Below are 16,892 nucleotides of genomic sequence, written 5' to 3'. Positions count from 1 at the left end.
GGAGTTGCAATGAGAAGTTTCCACTGGAAGCGCAAGCTGATCTATTATTACGGGAAGATCGTCCGCGACGACGGCACTCCGCAGTATATCGCCCGGGGCTGGGGAATCGGTATGTTCATCGGCTGCGTGATTCCGATGTCGTTTCAGCTGCTGATCTCCGTGCCGCTGTCGTTCCTGCTGCGCGGTTCGAAAATCGGCGCGACGCTTGGTACACTGATCACCAATCCGGTCACGGTGGTGTTCATCTATCCGGTCCAGTGCTGGGTGGGCAACAAATTGATCGGCGGCGACCTCTCCTATCAGGCGATCCGGCAGGCGTGCAGGGCAGTGATCGAGCATCAGGATTGGAGTACGCTCATGCAGATGGGCGGCGAACTGATCGCATCATTTTTTGCGGGCGGGCTGCTGCTGGGCGTCGTGATGACGCCGATCACCTACTTCGCCGTCTATTTGCTGGTGGTGCGCTACCGGCGTCTGAAGGCCGCCCTGAAGGCCCGCCGGGAAGCCGCAAAGCAGGCAAAGCAGCCGTAAGCGGCGTTCAGTGACGGATGCTGCGGAGCAGTGGGCGGGGACACCGGAAGCCCTGCTTTTGCAGCACCTGTACGAATACCCGCCACGCCTCTTCGTCGGGAAAATCATTGCGGCGCAGAAAAGTCCATTCATTCTTCCGCTCATCATGAAAAAACAGCGTATCATGCAGGTGGTAGAGCTTTATTTCTTCAACGTTGACCAGCTTGTTCGGTGTGAAGGTCACGTCATCGTCGGTGAGATGGACGGTTACGCTCGAAGGCAGTTCGTCGGGATTGCCGCCATGTTTTCGGAGAAACCACCGGAAGCGCAAAGAGGCAGGCAGGTAGAACAAGCAGACCGCCACGATCCACATTCCCGCACAATACGGGAATGCGGCGACATCCGACGCGATGAAGGCGAATATAGCGATCGCCGGGAGCGGGGACAGAATCCGCCACAGGAACACGGTACGCCAGTACAGCACATCGATAAGCCGCATAGTCCGGGCGGCTTCCGGCGGCGTAATGGTTATTGTGAAGGTGATATCCGTGAGATTCTCCGGTTTATTCGAATGAGTTTTCAGAACCCGTGAAGTTACTGTTGCAACCGTCATCGGACCACTTGTGCGAAATCTCTGAAATTTTCCGCCGGGAGTCGGGATGCGCCGGCTGAAAAATTATTCATATTTCTTAAATTTGCTATTCTCATGGTAAAATAGCATCGAAGTTCAGGTTTGCAAATATTTTTGGGCTGGTTCATGGGGGGCATTGCCTGTTATACTTTTGAGCGTTTCCCCATGTCTCGATGATACTGTCGAACTCAATGATTCCCCTGAAGGTGAAACACGTAAAGGTATTGAGAATGTGGTTTCTCGTGACAGTGATACCATCCGTATTGAAAAAATCCCAGGCATACCGCCTGGACGGCGTGTCTGAAGTTTGCCGAACGGGCCCGGTTTCTATGGTTGGATAGGAGGGAGCTGTTGCGGAACTTGCAAAAATCACCGGAGCATATATATTATTAGATTAATGAGGTTCGCCTCTGGATTGCGTAAGGTATTTTTATCGGAAAGGATGGAGATGATGAGAAAGAAACTGTTGACGGGAATGGCGCTTGCGGTGTTCGCCGCGATCGGGGCCGTCGGCGCCGAACCGGTGCCGAACGATGACTGGAGCTTTATCACGCTGGCGTTCACTCCGACCCAGCCGGCGGCGGCCGCCACGACGACGGTCTGCGGCGTGAAGGTCGGGTTGCCGATGAGCGGCGGGCCGGCTCCGGTGTACGGTGTGGAGGCATCGGTGTTCAATGCGGGTACCGACAAGGTGGTCGGCATCCAGACCAGTTTGATTTCCACGGTATCGGAGGAGACGACCGGACTTCAGTTTTCGCTGGTGAATTTTTCGGTCAAGGTGGCCGGTGTGCAGCTCGGCATCGTGAATGTCGCCGACGACGAGTCGCTCCAGATCGGACTGCTGAATTTCATCAAGAACAGCCCGGTTTTCTGCCTGCCCATTGTGAATGTCCGTCTGTAAGAGCAAGAGGAGAAGAGGAATCATGAATAAATTGTTTGTTTCATTGTTCGCCGCGTCCGCGGCGGTCTGTTCGCTGTGTGCCGCCGAGCCGGTCAAGGTCGAAAATACACCTGCTCCGGCGCAGAATCCGGCCGGTGCGGGCGCCTATGACGGCATGAAGGCGTATGAGGATTGGTCACTGTTCCAGTTCTCGGTGATTCCGCAGTGGCCGTCGTCGGCCTATAATGCGAATGTGTACGGTCTCAAGACCGGCTGGCCCGCTTCCGGCGGCATCGGCCGGGTGTTCGGCGCGGAAATTTCCTGGGGTATGGCCGGAACCTCCACGATCAAGGGATTGCAGGTCAGCTGGACTTACTGCCAGAACCATGAGATGAACGGCATTCAGGCATCGTTTCTGGTCTGTCTGAACTTCGTGCAGTTCAAGGGGCTTCAGGCGAGCTGCCTCTACTCTCAGGCCGGAGATTTTTACGGAATCCAGGCCAGCACCGTGAATTTGTCGAAGAACGCGACCGGCCTTCAGGCGGCGCTGGGCGTGAATGTGACTGACAGTGTGAGCGGTTTTCAGGCGGCGCCGGTCAATGTGGTGTCCGGTCCGATGAACGGTATGCAGTGCGGAGTTTACAGTCAGGTCAAGGAGTGCAACGGCGTCCAGCTCGGCGTGGTGAATGTCTCCGAAAGCAAGGGACTCCAGTTCGGCTTGGTCAATTACATCAAGGATGCCTGGCTGCCGGTGTTTCCGATTGTCAATTTCAAGTTCTAATTCATAACGTACCGGGGGCGGAACCATGTCGGAGTCGGAGAGAGAAGCGCGGCTGAAAGAGTTGCTGAAAGAGGTGGAGTCCGTCCAGATACCGGACTATCCCGATTATCAGCGCGGCAGGAAGTGGGCGGTTTATACCGGGGTTCCACTGCTGGTGATCCTGCTGGCCGTGATGCTGTTCTCCGGGCCGATCACCCGGTTGCATGTGCGGCTGTGGGATAATATCTGGACGTTTGCAAGCGCGGCATTGGTCGTGCTGGTTGTCTGGGCGTTCGGTGCGTTCCGCCCCCAGAAGTTCTGATGGAGCCGATTCTGGAATTTGACTCCGGGACGGTGACGCTGACCGGCGCCGCGCCGGAGTCGCTTCCTGCCGGCGCGGCGCGTCTGCTCCGCAATGACGAGCGTACCCGGAATCTGCGCGGGCGCGCCTGCGACTATGCCGATATCGTGATCGCATTGCAGATGGCGAAGTTTCCATTTGTCGACAAGGCGCGTTCTTTTGCGCCGCTGGACGATCTGAAGCTTGCGGTGGAACTGATTCCGCGCCCTCACCAGCGCCAGGCGTTCGATGCGTGGCGGGTGGCGATGTTCCGCGGCGTGGCGGCGCTGCCGACCGGCAGCGGCAAGACGATTCTTGCGGTGATGGCGGCGGCTTACCTGAAACGCCCTGCGATTTTCCTGGTGCCGACCATCGACTTGCTCGGACAGTGGGCCGGAGTGCTGGAGCACTTTTTCGGCCGTCCGGTCGGAATGCTCGGGGGAGGGGAGCGCGACATCCGCGAGCTGACCGTCAGCACCTACGACTCGGCGGTGCTGAATATGGAGTTCATCGGCAACCGTTTCGCACTGCTGGTCGCGGACGAGTGCCACCACCTCCCCGGCCCCGAAACCCGGCTGGCCGCGGCGATGTCGATCGCACCCTTCCGGCTCGGCCTTTCCGCGACGCCCGAACTGCCCGACGACCGGGCCAAGGTGCTGGAAGACCTGCTCGGACCGGTGGTCTGTCAGGTCAACATCGACGAGCTTGAAGGCAAGGTGCTGTCTCCCTATGTGACGCGGCAGATTCCGGTGCCGCTGGACGACGACGAAGCGGCGGCTTATGAGGAAAATCGCAAAATCTATGTGAATTTCCTGCGCGCGAACCAGTTGAATTTCCGCTTTCAGTCGGAATGGGGGCGTTTTCTCGGTCTCTGCGCCCGGCTTCCGGAAGGACGCAAGGTGTTCCGGGCTTTTCTGGAGCAGCGCCGCATCGCGCGCGGCGGCGAAGCGAAAATCCGCAAGGTCTGGGAGCTGGTCGGCGAACACGCCGGGGAGCGGATCATCATTTTCACCGCCGACAACGAGACCGCCTATGCGATCGGCCGCCGCTTCGGCTGGCCGGTGATCACCCACCGCACCAAACCGGGGGAGCGCAAGGAGTTTCTGGCGCGTTTCCGCGAAGGCGTCTACACCGTGCTGGTGACCAGCAAGGTATTGAACGAGGGGGTGGACGTGCCCGCGGTGGCGGTCGGGATCATCCTTTCCGGCTCCGGCAGCGTGCGTGAGCATGTGCAGCGGCTCGGCCGCATCCTGCGTCCCGCTCCCGGCAAGGAGCAGGCGGTGCTGTACGAGCTGGTCAGCTCCGGCACCAGTGAGGAGAATGTCAGCGCCCGCCGCCGCGAACACCGCGCCTATAAGAACCACGAGGACGGCGAGGTGGACGCATGTTGACCAAAGAGTTGCTGAAATTCCGGCGCAGCGGCGGCTTCAAGCCGGTGTTCATCAATCCGGCCGAACCGGAGCGGCAGAAGCTGGCTTCGGAGCTGATCGGTGTATATCAGGGAGCGTTCGACTCCCGGATGGGGCGCGGAGAGATCGAGGAACTGACCGATGTGCTGATCAAAGGCACGCGCGATCAGATTTTTGCATCCGGGCTGAATAAACTGCTGCTGGATCATACCGATTTCGACCCGGTCCGGGAGATCGACTATCCGGCGCTGCGCGGGGAGCTTTTCGCATTCGCGTCGGAAAAGCTGGTGGAGGCGCAGGGGGATGTCGCCCGTTACCGGGAGCTGCTGGCGACCCGTCCCGGACTGATTGAATTCATGGCGGGCGACATCTACGGCGACCTGTCGGATAACGAGCGGATCTCCGCCGCTCCGAAGTTGACCGCGACGGAGCTGCTGAACCGCTACAATCTCGCGCAGGTGCAGGGGCTGTTGATCTATGCGGAGTCGATCGAGCTGGAGGTGCGCGACGAGCATCCCGCCGAGCTGCGCCGGCTTTTCAAATACCTGAAATTCTTCCGGCTGCTGGCGGAAATCCGGAGAAAGGGACGCGGCAAAAGTGTTGCTTATGAACTTTCGATCAGCGGGCCGTTTTCGCTGTTTGCCAACACGCGCAAATACGCATTGCAGTTGGCGGCTTTCTTTCCTGCCGTGGTGAATCTGGCTCAATGGAAACTGAAAGCGAAAATCCGTCTCGGCAAGCTCTCCGGCGATTTGAAGCTTGACCAGGAGGCGGGGCTGGTTTCGCACTACCGGAATTTTTCCAGCTACGTTCCGGAAGAGATCAGGATGTTTCATTCGCTGTTCAAAAAGGATGTGGAGAGCTGGCGGATTATCGGCGAGTCGCCGTTCATCGACGGCGGCAAACAGTCGGTGGTGTTCCCGGACCTCAGCTTCGAACGGATCGGGGACGGCGTGCGGGTGCATCTGGAACTGTTCCACCGCTGGCATAGGGGGCAGCTGGAAGGGAGGCTGGAGTTGCTGCGGGAGCATCCCGAACTGCCGCTGGTGCTCGGCATCGACCGGGCGTTGGCGGACGACGAGGCTTTTGCGGAGTTGGAACGGCGTTATCCGGAGTTGGTTGACCGCATTTACCGCTTCCGCGATTTTCCCGGTGTGGACCGGACTTTGCGGGTGCTGGAGCGTTTCGCGGGGGAGAGAAAGGGATGAAGCGGTTCTTACTGCTGCTGTTGACCGGGTGGACCCTGCTGATCCCGGCGGGGGAACTCCGGGTGGTGTCGCTCGCTCCCAACCTGACCGAATGTATTTTCCTGCTTGGAGCGGAGCAATTGCTGGTTGGCCGCAGCGGTTACTGCAATTACCCGTCGGAGGCGAAAAAACTCCCGGTGGTCGGTGGGTTCGGCCGTCCGTATTCGGAAGCATTGGCGGCGGTCCGTCCGACGCTGGTGGTGATGGAAAAGATGTTCGATCCGGGTGTTTTGAAACAACTGAAGCAATTGGGAATCCCATACCGGGAACTTCCGGCCCGCTCGCTGAACGATTATCTGGAAAACCTGGAAACGCTTGGTAAATTGCTGAATATTCCGCAAAAGGCCGCATCGGTGGTGACGGAACAGCGAAGCCGACTGGAAGAATTCCGCCGGCAGGCGTCTGAAATCCCGTATGACCGGCGTCCTCGGGTGCTGGTGCTGTTAAGCGCGTCGCCACTGATGGCGGCGGGGCAGGGGAGTTTTCTGCATGAAATCATTGAGCTGGCGGGGGGGCGCAATGCGGCGGAGTCGGTTTCCGGGGATTACTTTATTCTGTCGGCGGAACAATTGTTGCTGTGGCAGCCGGAACTGATCCTGCTGCCGGGCTTTACGCCGGAGCAGTTGAAGCGGCTGGAGGGCCAGCCGGTCTGGGAGGAGTTGAAAGCGAAGAAAATAATTCGGGTTGACAGTACGATTGATCCGGATTTGCTGTTGCGCCTTGGTCCGCGCAGTTTCGATGCGATTGAAGCGATAAGGCGCCGGCTCTGACTTTTCCCTGCTCAAGTCTCCCGGAATTCCACAACTTCGGGTGAATTACCGGATATTTTGTTTAAAAAAACGGGATATTCAAAAGCGGGAACCTTGCATTTGAGCTGAAAGTGTGTATATTAAAAATACTTTCCCAAAGAAAGTTGTCGGGATATAGCGCAGCCTGGTCTAGCGCGTTTGACTGGGGGTCAAAAGGTCGAGAGTTCAAATCTCTCTATCCCGACCATTTTTATTGCTTAAAAATCAACGAGTTATGAAAAATTTCCCGTTGATTTTCTTTTTTATGAATTAGCATGGATATTCTATATTTCTTCTCATTTCCGGTCATTTCTTGTCCTTATTCTGTTCCTGGTTTTCAGGTCTCATCCGAATGCGAGGGGCTATTGAGAGTTGATGGGGAATTTTCCGGTATTCTAATGAAAATACAACTCGTTTATTATCAAATAAAAAGATACAATATTAATGTGAAAAGATACAAAAAGTGAAATTTATCAAAAAAGTGGCGGCCGCCGGAATGAATTGATTTGATATCCGGTTGCGGCCGGATATATTAACCGCCGGAACAACCGGAGGAATACAGGATGGATATGATCGATTTTTTCACGCGGTCCCGGTTCGGAATGTTCGTCCATTTCGGGCTTTACAGCATTCCGGCGGGAGTCTGGAAGGGCCGGGAGCAGGGACGCAACCATTATGCCGAGTGGATCAGATACCAGGCGCTATGGCCGGACGGCGGCGCGATTCCAGACGGGGAATACCGCGCACTCGCAAGTGAGTTCAACCCGGCGGCTTTCGACGCGGACGCATGGGCTGAGGAAATCCGGAACGCCGGGATGAAGTATGTGGTGATCACCGCCAAGCATCACGACGGATTCGCGTTGTGGGATTCCAGGGTATCCGGTTTCAATATCGTGAAAGCCACCCCGTTCAGGCGCGACCTGATCCGGGAGCTGAAGGAGGCGTGCGACCGGCGCGGCATCGTGCTGGGCGCTTACTATTCGCACTGGCTGGATTGGGAGTTCCCCGGCGGCGGCCTGCCGCTCTGGCCGGAGATCCCGGAAGATCCGCCGCTTGAGCAGCCCTCCGATGCGGAATTTGAACACTACTTTACCGCGAAATGTCTGCCGCAGGTCACCGAACTGCTCGACGGGTACGGAATCCGGCTCTTCTGGTTCGACAACTGGTGCAAATGCTCTTTGCTCACCGAGGCGCGGCTGGAGAAGCTGATCGATCTGGTGCATTCGCGCGGCGGCATCGTCAACAGCCGCATCGGCGTCACCTGGAATCATTCCGGAGGGGACGCCGCCGGAATCGATTATCTGTCGATGGGCGACAACCAGTTTCCGGACAAGGCCATCCCGCGCCCGTGGGAAACCAGCGGCACCTTCAATGAATCCTGGGGATATCACCGCCTTGATTATCGCTGGAAAACCACGGATTTCCTGCTGAAGTGTCTGATCTCCAATGCCAGCCGCAACGGTAATTATCAGTTGAACATCGGGCCGCGCGCCGACGGCTCGATTCCGGCTCCCTCTGTTCGGCGGCTGCGTGAAATCGGCGCATGGCTGGCAGTCAACGGCGAATCCGTCTACAATACAGCCTGCGCCCCGCAGCCGGAGCCGGGCTGGGGACGGCTGACGCTGGGGAAGGACGGGGCGCTGTACGCCCATGTATTTGAGAACCATCCGGCCTGCCAACTGGTGATCGAAGCGGTTTCTGCCGCTCCCCGTTCCGCCCGGATTCTGGAGACGGATCAGCGGGTGCCGTTCCATCACGGAGAGGGCCGTCTCACACTGCAGATGCCGCCGGAAAGCGTGAATTCCCCGCTGAATGTGGTCAAAATCGAGTTCTGACCGCCGTTACTCGGCTGTGCCGGCGCCGCCGGAGTTGGCGGTTTGCCGGCGGCGCCGGTCGCGGTATTGGCCGGGCGGGAGGCCGCGGCGGCGGCGGAAAACGCGCGAGAAATAGAACTGGTCGCTGAAACCGGCGGCGAATGCGGCTTCGCCGACGGTCGCATTCGGGTTGGCCTGCCAGAAGGCTTCCGCCCGCTGCAGGCGGCGTTCGAGCAGCAGCTCCTTGAAGCTGGTCTGGTAGTTGCGGCGGAGGAACTGGGAAATGGTCGAAACGCTCCGCCCCAGTTTTCTGGCCATCTCCGGCAGCCGGATGTCTTCGGTGCAGTGCTGCTCCAGATAGCGGTCGATGTCGGTCCGCAGCCGGTCGCCCTGCAGGACGGCCAGTTCGCGCACTACGATATAATCGATCAGCATTTTGAACAGCCCGAGCACGTTTTCGAGCTTTTCGACTGAAATGCGGGGCAGGGCGTTGAAGGCTTCGGTCAGGGCTTTCCGGCGCTCCGGAGAATCGCACCGCTCCAGAATACAGGCCGGAGGAGAATTGCTGATCCGGAACTGGCCGATCATCAGGTAACCGGCCAGTTGGTCGTGGATATGGACCGGGGCGATCGCCTCGCGCAACCCAGCGTGGCACTGATAGTCGATGATGCCGCGCTTTCGCATCGCCTCCTTCTGTTTGTCGGCGTCCAGTTCGACGCATCGCCGCAGATTGTGCGGCTCCGCCTGGATCAGGCGGCAGTAGTCGGTGTTGCTCATCTGGCGGCCGCGGCGCAGCATGCGCCCGTCGGCGGAGTAGAAGGTGACGCGGATGTCCAGCAGCGAGGCGAAGTTGTCCAGCAGCGACTGAACCTCATCGCTCAGAAAGAGTTCGAACGGTGTGACCGGCATATCTTTTCAACCTGTTGTTGCAACTTTTACGTACTATATCTTTACTTTGCCGAAAAGTCCATAGGTGTTGTGAAAAATTCCATTTATAAAACGGTTCCGACCGGCTATATTCACCGGTGGAACAGGAATACGACGGATCAACAGAAGGAAAAATGGTTATGAAATTCGATTTCCGGCAGCTCACCTCCCACTTCCAGCTCTACGGCAACTTCGTGGTCGCGGTCCCGTATGGAACCGGCCACATCAACGACACCTTTCAGGTCACGTTCGACCAGGGCGGCACGCTGCTGCACTACATCATCCAGCGGGTGAACACCAACGTGTTCAAGGCGCCGGAGGAGCTGATGGACAACTTTCTGCGGGTGACCCGCCACATCGGCGCGAAAATCCGGGACGAGCGCGCCGTCAACCCCGCCACCCGCCGCCGCACCCTCGAAGTGGTCAACTCCATCTACGGCAAACCGTACTGGCGCGACCCGGCGGGGAATTTCTTCCGCTGCTATGTGTTTGTGGAGAATGCGCGCTCGTACGACATCCTTGAAACGAAGGCTCAGGCTTATCAGGCGGCGGCGGCGTTCAGCAACTTCCAGGCGGACCTCGCGGACCTGCCGCAGCGGCTGAATGAGACGATCCCGGACTTTCACAACACCCCGTCCCGCCTCGCGAATCTGGAAAAGGCGGCGAAGGAGGATAAGCTGGGCCGCCTGAAATCGGTTTCGCGCGAGTTCGATTTCATCATGGCGCGCGGCAAAGAGTGCGGCGTGCTGATCGACCTGCAGAAGGAGGGCGAACTGGTCGAACGGGTCACTCACAACGACACCAAGCTCAACAATGTGCTGATCGACGACCTGACCGGCAGCGGCTGCTGCGTGATCGACCTTGACACGGTGATGCCGGGGCTGCCCCATTACGACTTCGGGGATATGGTGCGGACCGGCACCAGCCCGGCGGCGGAGGACGAAACCGACCTCGGCAAGGTCACGATGCGTTTCCCGATGTACGAGGCGCTGTTGCGCGGCTACCTTTCCGGAGCGGGCGGCTTCCTGAATGCGACGGAGAAATCGCTGCTGCCGTTCTCCGGCAAGCTGATCACGCTGGAGATCGGCATCCGTTTCCTGACCGATTATCTGGAAGGGGATGTGTACTTCAAGATCCGCCGCCCGGACCACAACCTCGACCGCTGCCGCACCCAGCTCAAGCTGGTCGCTTCGATCGAGGAACAGTACGACGCGATGCGCAAACTTGCCGACGAACTGGCGTAGTTTCAGCGCCGGACGCGGCGCGCATAGAGGGAGAAGCCGGCCAGATAGCAGGTCAGCCCCGCGCCGATCAGCAGCATGGAAACACGGCTGAGCGCGGTGAGTCCGGCGAGGTTGAACACGGTGTTCAGCAGCAGCGCAAAGGCGATGAAGGCGAAGCTCTTGTGGATGTGCTGGGCATAGCCGGCCTCGTAGACGATCCGGTGCATCTTCACTCCGAGCGGAAAACCGAACATGCCGCCCGCCGCGACCAGCATCGACGCGAGAAAGATGGTCCGGTCGAATTTCCCCGACTGTACAAGATAGGTCGCTCCGCCGGTCACGGTGGTCAGCAGCACCAGCAGCCGCACCAGACGGCTGGTGAAGTATTCGGGCAGCTTGAAACCGCCGGTCAGCAGCGGGCGGATCAGGATGCCGCCGCCGACGCCGAGCATGGAGCTCAACAACCCGGTGGCCAGCCCGGTTCCGAAAGCGATCCGCCCCATCCGGGGAGTCAGCGGCGGCAGTTCGTCGTCGTAGCACCGGGTGCGGCTGCACAGCGTCTGCACCGCGATCGCCAGGATCACCGCGCAGAGCATGAGGCTCAAAGGGGCCGCGCCGAAGCGGTCGAAGAGCCGGGCGTTGATCGATTTGCCGGCCAGCGAGGTCAGCATCGCACCGGTTCCGAGCGGCAGTGCGAGACAGCGTCCCGCCGAACCCGGCCCCCAGCCGATTTCAGGAAACTGCCGGATCACGGTCGGCAGCGTGGAGGGAGCCATCTGCAGCAGGCCGATCCCGACCGCTTCAAACGGTGAGAAGCCGAGAATCAGCATCGTCGGCACCACGATCCAGCCGCAGCCGACTCCCCAGTAGCCGCCGGACATCATGCCGATAAAACCGATCAGCGGGCCGACGATCCAGAGTTCCAGACTCATTTCTGCGCTTCCGCGATCCGGTTGATGAATTTCAGCAGCAGGTGGTCGCAGCTGTCGAATGCGCCGCCGTGGTCGTGGCCGGGCAGGGCGTAATGGTGCGCGTCCGGGTGTCCGAGCGCCCGTAACGAAGCGGCCATGAAGGCGTTTTCCTCGGGGCGGCCCGGCATGTCGAGGCCGGATTCTCCGGTGATCAGGAGCACCGGAGGCAGATCGGCCGAAAGATGTCCCATCGGGGCAAGAGCGTCGATCACCGGCGACTCCGGCAAGCCGAGTTCCGCCTTGACCTGAAAGTGGGTGGTCATCTGGCCGCTGACCGGCATCAGCCCGGCGATCCGGCGGTGGTCGATCCCGTAAGGCGCGAGCCGGGAGGCGTCCATGCCGGTCAGAGCGGCGAGGTAGGCGCCCGCCGACATGCCGCCGACGAAAATCGATGTCTCCCTGCGGCCGAGCCGTCCGATATGGCGGAAGCACCACGCGACGGCCGCCGCCGCGTCTTCGATGATGGCAAGGGTGCTGACGGCGGGGTAGACCGGGTAGCGGACTTCGACGACGGTGTTGACGCCGTTGTAAAGCTCCGCCGGACACTCCCGGCCGTCACCGGTGAGGCCGCCGCCGTGAAACCAGACGATTGTGGGGCCGGGATGGTCCGAAAGCGGGCGGGAGATCGCGAGGCGGTTGAATTCGCCGCCGTTCTCTTTGTAAAGCTCCAGCTCCACCGGATGGTAATCCGGAGTGATCTGCCGGGGAAAATGCTGCCAGTCACCGCGCATAATGGAATAATTCTCCTTGAAAATAAATGAAATACAGATTATTGTATACTGTATACAGAAAAACGGGAATTGCAAGCGGAGTGGAGAAGATGGTGTTGAAAAAAGTTTCGCTGGCTGAACTGGCCTACCGGGAACTGGTCCGGGCGGTGATCGACGGTTCGCTGGCGGCGGGCGAACGGCTCGCGGAGGAGCAGCTCGCGGAACGGTTCGGGATCAGTCGCACGCCGGTGCGTGAGGCGCTGCGGCGGCTGAATGAGGAGGGGCTGGTGGAGACGGTGCCGCGCTGCGGTTTCCGGGTCTGCCGCCCGGAACCGGCGGAAATCGGAGCGCTGTTCGACTGCAGGGCACGGATCGAACCGCTGGCGCTGGAACTGGCCTGGGGGAAAATTCCGGCGGACCGGCTGCGGGAATTGGCGTGGGCGCTGGAACAGGCGGAACGCAGTTCCGACCGGGCCGGCGCGCTGGAGGTGGACGAAGCGTTGCATGGGACGATCGCGGAGTCCTGCCCGAACCGGCCGCTGGCGGAGATCGTGGAGCGGCTGATCCGCCGCACCGCGCCGTTTCGGAACTGGCGCGGTTTTGAAGGAGACTGCGGCGGACTGTTTCAGGAACGCCGCGAGCTGATTCAAGCCCTGGCCGGAAATTCCGCCGCGCGGGCGATGGAACTGCTGGCTGCCCATATCCGCCGGGGAGCGGCGGCGGTCACCAGAAAATAAGCGAGCAGAGCAGGTAAATCAGCAAAAGCAGCAGCAGCAACCCGCAGCAGCCGAGCCCGTTCCGGGCGTCGGAAGGCTTGCCCGCCGGCCAGCGGGCGCCGCAGCGGTTGCAGACCAGCTCGACATCGCCCGCGCCGAGCAGCCCGAGCAGCATGCCCCACCAGCCGAAGATCAGCAGTCCGAGACAGCCGCAGCCCGGATCGTAGGTTTTGCGGACTGCGCTGATCTGGGCGGAGCCGCACTCCGGGCAGCGGACCTGCTGTTCGCCGTCCGTTCCCAGTCCGCAGTTCGGGCATTGCGGGGCGCTCGCATCGGTTTCCCGGTTGCACTTGGCACATTTCATCGTCGATTCTCCTCACTTCCTTTTACACAATAGCATTTTTACCGCAAAGATCAAGCCGGGAAGGGAGATTCGCCGGAAAAACTTCCGTATTCCGCTTGAAAAAACAAATTCCGTGAATTAGCTTACAAAAGAGATCCGGTCCGGCTTATTAAGAAAAGGCTTTCGATGAATAATGACGCATTTCTGATTTTGTTCATCGCGTTTATCGCGATGATGGGAGTGGGACCGCTGCTGTTGCGGAGGCTCGGCATTCCCGCGGTGATTTCACTCTTGATTGTCGGGATGCTGGTCGGTCCGAACTGTCTGGATGTCGTCGGGATGTTGTCGCGGATGCTCGGATTTCTGGGCGGTTCGAGTGAGGTGGTCGCGGGGCATTTCAACTCGCTGATCGATTCGCTGGGCTCGCTCGGGTTGGTATTTCTGATGGCGCTGGCGGGGATGGAGGCGGATTTCAAGTTGATCCGGGCGGCCCGGACCCCGGTGATCGCGCTGTCGCTGCTGACGTTCCTGCTGCCGGCAATTGCCGGATTTTTTGTGTATGCCCATTTCCGGCCGGAGGACTTTCCGGGCAAGCTGCTTTACGCGTCGCTGTTCGCTTCGCACTCGGTCGGCATCGTGTTCCCGGTGATCCGGGAGCTGAAGCTCAGCAAAAGCCGCTTCGGAGCGGCGGTGCTGATCTCGACGGTGATCACCGATATCGCGAGCATCATCCTGCTGGCGGTCAGCGTCCAGCTGAAACGCCAGAGCATCGGTGCGGCGGCGGGAGCCAGGCGGACGCTGTCGATCTTCGACTATGTGGACCCGGCGATGTTCGGCAGCTGGTTCACTCCGGTCTTTCTGCTGATCGTGCTGCTCTATCTGGCGGCGGCGGTGTTCGTGGTGTACCATCTCGGGCGCAAGCTGCTGAAAATCTGCAATCCGGGTGAGGATATGCTGATCACGATCCTGCTGCTGGTGATTCTGGCGACGGTGCTGGTCGGGGAGTTCCTCGGAGTGAACCTGGTGGTCGGCGCCTTTATCGCGGGCCTGGCGCTGTCGCGGCTGGTGCAGCAGCGGATCAGCGAGCACGGCGGTTCTCTGATCGGGCGCTTTGAAAGCATCGGCTACGGGCTGCTGATCCCGTTTCTGTTCGTTTCGATCGGGATGGATACGGATTTCAAGGCGTTCGGCGCGGCGGGCAATCTGGAAATCATCCTGCTGACGGTGGCCGGACTGGTCGTCAGCAAGGTGGCGTCGGGATGGCTGGCGATGCGGCTGGCAGGCTTCAACAACTGGCACGGAGTGGCGGCGGGGCTGATGACGGTGCCGCAACTCTCCGCGACGCTGGCCGCCGCCGCGATTGGCAAGGAGCTGGGGATGCTGGACAATCAGTTTTTCAACGCGATCATCATCCTGTCGATCGTGACGACGCTGCCGGTGCCGTCGCTGGTGCGCTGGATCATTTCGCGCCGTTCGGCGGCGTTCCACGAAAGCGAGGATGAGGAATCCTATCCCGATCCGATGCCGAACGCCGCCGCGCAGGAGGACCTGCTGTAGGAGTTTCAGGGCCGGAGAACGGCGAGCAGCTCCTCCAGCCGGATGGAGGCGAGCCCGACTTTGCGGTCGGCGGCTCCGTAGCCCATCAGCAGCGTTCCGTCGGGGCGGAGCAACCCGGAGCAGGTGAAAAGGCACGGTATGGTGAACTCGCCTTCCAGCTCCCACGGTTCCGTTGCGTACAGCAGCCGTTCGGCGGGACGCGCGATGATATCGGGGGCTTGTCTGCCGTTTTCCCGCAGCAGCATGAAGTTCTGGGTATAGCCGACCCGGTCGTCCTGTTTGCCGTGATAGGGGAGCAGCCAGAGGCCCGGTTCGAGTTCGAGCGGCGCCCAGCTGGCGCCGACCCGGTTCGCCTCGTGCGCGAAGGCGGGGCCGGCGAAAAGTTGCGTCCGGGCTTTCCCGGTATGGAAGTCGGAGAGTTCGTCGCCGAATGCGAGGAAAATGGACGGCGCCGCCGCCTCCTTGCCGCAGGCGTAGTTCCACGGCTGTTTCGGGCGGTGCAGACAGGCGATCTTCCGTTTTCCGCCGATCTCAAGCCGCCGGGGGAACAGCATTGCGTCGCGGTCGTCGCTGAGGTCGGGATCGTGCAATGGCCCGACCGGTGAAAAAGCCTCCGCGTAACGCCCCGCCGCCAGCGCGGCGAGGTCGACCCGGTAGAGCATGGTGACGGTGCTGTTTTCGCGCACGGCGGGATTGAGCTTGAAGGCCCACTCCGGCATGCACTGCACCGGGTCGTCTTTTTCCCAGTAGGGGCCGGGCGGAAATGCACGGCAGGCGACGCTCAGGTACAGTTGTTCTTCAAAGTAAAAGAGGCGCGGGTCCTCGATACAGCCGTTCGCGTAGTCGAACATCACGCCGTCGCGCATGCCGCGGGCCAGGAAGCGGTCGCGGTCGAATTCGAGGCGCGGCGCCATCGCCGGGCGGGAGAGGTCGAACTGCCAGTCGGCGCCGCCGTTGCAGGAGACGCCGTAGCCGAGGAAGATCGGGTAGGGCAGGGGGCGTTCCGGCAGCCGGGCCTGCGGCCACGGGCCGGTGGCGCGAAAAAGCATATGGATTTTTTCCGGATCCTCCGGATCGGCGATCATGGCCGGATTCAGGACCATTTTCCCTGCCCACGGCGAACCGGGCACCGGCGACAGGATACAACGTTTTTCAACGGACAGCATCAGCGTTCTCCCATAGTTTGGAAATGGATAAAGGTCGGGAGAAAGAATACCGCCGTTTCCGGGCAAATGCAACCCGGTTTTGTCAAAAAAATGACGGAACGGCTCTACCGGCCGGATTCCGAGACGGCTTCCAGCAGCCAGAGCGGATTGGTCCGGGCCGCTTCCTGCCATTCGCCGCGCCGGTCGGCGGGAAGCTCGGAGGCCATGGCGGTCGCAGTGACGGTTTCGGGTGCGGCTGCCGCCGCCTCTTTGCGATGCTCCGACCCGATCAGGAGCAGCGTGAAGAGGGCGAGTACGGCGAACAGCGTCGTTCTTGTGCAGCGTTCACGATCGATTTTCATACTCTGTTCTCCCCGGTTATCTGCAGGTCCGCGAGCATTTCACGCTCGCGCTTCTGCCGCAGATGTTCATTGATGGCGGCCATTTCCGCGGCGAACCGCTCGGCCGACCAGATTTCCACTCCGATTTCCACGCCCACCACACAGGCTTCGCAGCCCGGTTCCAGCCCCGCGTGCTCGCGGAACGCGGCGGGGAGGGTGATTCTCCCCTGCCGGGTGATGGTGTCGGGGCAGGTCAGGGCGCCGAAACGGCGCAGCGACCGGCGGGCGGCGAAACTCGAACCGATCGAATCGACCGCTTCCACCTCGCGTTCGCGCATTTCCCGGTACACCTCTTCCGGATAAAGCGCCACCGCCCCTTCGGGCAGTCCGTGCATCACGACTTCGCCGCCGCAGCGCAGCGTGAAATCATCGATGAAACGCTGCGGCAGTTTAAGGCGTCCGTTCGAATCGATCAGACAGTGTTCCTGCCCGCAAAAAATCAGCATCAGTCACCAGAATTCCGGAATTTTTCCATGTTTTTTGAAAAACGGAGGAATCAGGATGTTTTTTCTCTGTTTTT

General features: G+C 60.2%; 19 protein-coding genes and 1 tRNA gene. 12 read left to right on the top strand and 8 right to left on the bottom strand.

The window, feature by feature from the left end; translation table 11 throughout:
* The first annotated feature begins 9 nt into the window (after nt 1–9).
* Entirely contained in the window at nt 10–531 is a 522-nt protein-coding gene (locus C8D82_RS03590; RefSeq protein ID WP_116882901.1) for a DUF2062 domain-containing protein, read from the top strand.
* Between the two features lie 7 nt (nt 532–538).
* On the opposite strand, the gene C8D82_RS03585 is transcribed toward C8D82_RS03590, so the two are convergent.
* The gene (locus C8D82_RS03585) at nt 539–1,009 is read right to left on the bottom strand and encodes a hypothetical protein (RefSeq protein WP_116882900.1); all 471 of its coding nucleotides are present in this window, start codon (nt 1,007–1,009) and stop codon (nt 539–541) included.
* 580 nt (nt 1,010–1,589) lie between these two features.
* Here C8D82_RS03585 and C8D82_RS03580 point away from each other — a divergent pair.
* The 8 genes from C8D82_RS03580 to C8D82_RS03545 all read left to right on the top strand — a co-directional run bounded on the left by C8D82_RS03580 (nt 1,590) and on the right by C8D82_RS03545 (nt 8,400).
* Nucleotides 1,590–2,042 carry an LA_2272 family surface repeat-containing protein gene (locus C8D82_RS03580; protein ID WP_133245045.1) on the top strand — a complete coding sequence of 151 codons (453 nt, stop codon included), beginning with the start codon at nt 1,590–1,592 and terminating at the stop codon, nt 2,040–2,042.
* A 22-nt stretch (nt 2,043–2,064) separates the two neighbouring features.
* Nucleotides 2,065–2,802 carry an LA_2272 family surface repeat-containing protein gene (locus C8D82_RS03575; RefSeq protein ID WP_116882898.1) on the top strand — a complete coding sequence of 246 codons (738 nt, stop codon included), beginning with the start codon at nt 2,065–2,067 and terminating at the stop codon, nt 2,800–2,802.
* 25 nt (nt 2,803–2,827) lie between these two features.
* Nucleotides 2,828–3,103: a hypothetical protein gene (locus C8D82_RS03570; RefSeq protein WP_116882897.1), complete on the top strand. Its 276-nt coding sequence runs from the start codon at nt 2,828–2,830 to the stop codon at nt 3,101–3,103.
* Nucleotides 3,103–4,512, top strand: a complete 1,410-nt coding sequence (locus tag C8D82_RS03565) for a DEAD/DEAH box helicase family protein (RefSeq protein ID WP_116882896.1) — start codon at nt 3,103–3,105, stop codon at nt 4,510–4,512. Before C8D82_RS03570 ends, C8D82_RS03565 begins: the two co-directional genes overlap by 1 nt.
* Complete coding sequence (locus C8D82_RS03560) at nt 4,506–5,738, top strand: DUF790 family protein (protein ID WP_116882895.1); 1,233 nt, start codon at nt 4,506–4,508, stop codon at nt 5,736–5,738. The genes C8D82_RS03565 and C8D82_RS03560 overlap by 7 nt, the downstream gene beginning before the upstream one ends.
* Nucleotides 5,735–6,547, top strand: a complete 813-nt coding sequence (locus C8D82_RS03555) for an ABC transporter substrate-binding protein (protein WP_116882894.1) — start codon at nt 5,735–5,737, stop codon at nt 6,545–6,547. The genes C8D82_RS03560 and C8D82_RS03555 overlap by 4 nt, the downstream gene beginning before the upstream one ends.
* A gap of 147 nt (nt 6,548–6,694) precedes the next feature.
* Nucleotides 6,695–6,773: transfer RNA gene (locus C8D82_RS03550), tRNA-Pro, on the top strand.
* A gap of 355 nt (nt 6,774–7,128) precedes the next feature.
* Nucleotides 7,129–8,400, top strand: a complete 1,272-nt coding sequence (locus C8D82_RS03545; protein WP_116882893.1) for an alpha-L-fucosidase — start codon at nt 7,129–7,131, stop codon at nt 8,398–8,400.
* A 6-nt stretch (nt 8,401–8,406) separates the two neighbouring features.
* On the opposite strand, the gene C8D82_RS03540 is transcribed toward C8D82_RS03545, so the two are convergent.
* Entirely contained in the window at nt 8,407–9,288 is an 882-nt protein-coding gene (locus tag C8D82_RS03540; RefSeq protein WP_116882892.1) for a PocR ligand-binding domain-containing protein, read from the bottom strand.
* Between the two features lie 158 nt (nt 9,289–9,446).
* Here C8D82_RS03540 and C8D82_RS03535 point away from each other — a divergent pair, with 158 nt between their 5' ends.
* Complete coding sequence (locus C8D82_RS03535) at nt 9,447–10,550, top strand: phosphotransferase enzyme family protein (RefSeq protein WP_116882891.1); 1,104 nt, start codon at nt 9,447–9,449, stop codon at nt 10,548–10,550.
* Between the two features lie 2 nt (nt 10,551–10,552).
* Here the strand turns inward: C8D82_RS03535 and C8D82_RS03530 are convergent, their stop codons facing one another.
* Nucleotides 10,553–11,461, bottom strand: a complete 909-nt coding sequence (locus C8D82_RS03530) for a sulfite exporter TauE/SafE family protein (RefSeq protein ID WP_116882890.1) — start codon at nt 11,459–11,461, stop codon at nt 10,553–10,555.
* Nucleotides 11,458–12,231 (bottom strand): alpha/beta hydrolase, encoded by a 774-nt coding sequence (locus C8D82_RS03525; RefSeq protein ID WP_116882889.1) that lies wholly within the window; start codon nt 12,229–12,231, stop codon nt 11,458–11,460. The genes C8D82_RS03530 and C8D82_RS03525 overlap by 4 nt, the downstream gene beginning before the upstream one ends.
* Before the next feature lie 89 nt (nt 12,232–12,320).
* Between C8D82_RS03525 and C8D82_RS03520 the strand changes: the two genes are divergently transcribed.
* Nucleotides 12,321–12,947 (top strand): GntR family transcriptional regulator, encoded by a 627-nt coding sequence (locus C8D82_RS03520; protein ID WP_165832807.1) that lies wholly within the window; start codon nt 12,321–12,323, stop codon nt 12,945–12,947.
* Here C8D82_RS03520 and C8D82_RS03515 read toward each other — a convergent pair.
* Nucleotides 12,934–13,290: an LITAF-like zinc ribbon domain-containing protein gene (locus tag C8D82_RS03515; protein ID WP_116882887.1), complete on the bottom strand. Its 357-nt coding sequence runs from the start codon at nt 13,288–13,290 to the stop codon at nt 12,934–12,936. The genes C8D82_RS03520 and C8D82_RS03515 overlap by 14 nt on opposite strands.
* 165 nt (nt 13,291–13,455) lie before the next feature.
* On the opposite strand from C8D82_RS03515, the gene C8D82_RS03510 reads away from it, so the two are divergent.
* A complete protein-coding gene (locus C8D82_RS03510; RefSeq protein WP_116882886.1) occupies nt 13,456–14,826 on the top strand; it encodes a cation:proton antiporter in 1,371 nt (456 codons plus the stop codon).
* A gap of 5 nt (nt 14,827–14,831) precedes the next feature.
* On the opposite strand, the gene C8D82_RS03505 is transcribed toward C8D82_RS03510, so the two are convergent.
* The 3 genes from C8D82_RS03505 to C8D82_RS03495 all read right to left on the bottom strand — a co-directional run bounded on the left by C8D82_RS03505 (nt 14,832) and on the right by C8D82_RS03495 (nt 16,818).
* Complete coding sequence (locus C8D82_RS03505) at nt 14,832–15,992, bottom strand: glycoside hydrolase family 130 protein (protein ID WP_165832806.1); 1,161 nt, start codon at nt 15,990–15,992, stop codon at nt 14,832–14,834.
* A gap of 104 nt (nt 15,993–16,096) precedes the next feature.
* A complete protein-coding gene (locus C8D82_RS03500; RefSeq protein WP_116882884.1) occupies nt 16,097–16,333 on the bottom strand; it encodes a flagellar basal body-associated FliL family protein in 237 nt (78 codons plus the stop codon).
* A complete protein-coding gene (locus C8D82_RS03495) occupies nt 16,330–16,818 on the bottom strand; it encodes a division/cell wall cluster transcriptional repressor MraZ (RefSeq protein WP_206212587.1) in 489 nt (162 codons plus the stop codon). Before C8D82_RS03495 ends, C8D82_RS03500 begins: the two co-directional genes overlap by 4 nt.
* Nucleotides 16,819–16,892: the final 74 nt, after the last annotated feature.

The organism is Victivallis vadensis (genome assembly GCF_003096415.1).
Lineage (GTDB): Bacteria > Verrucomicrobiota > Lentisphaeria > Victivallales > Victivallaceae > Victivallis > Victivallis vadensis.
The sequence above is the reverse complement of the archived record's forward strand: the minus strand, read 5'-3'. Positions and strand labels throughout refer to the sequence as shown.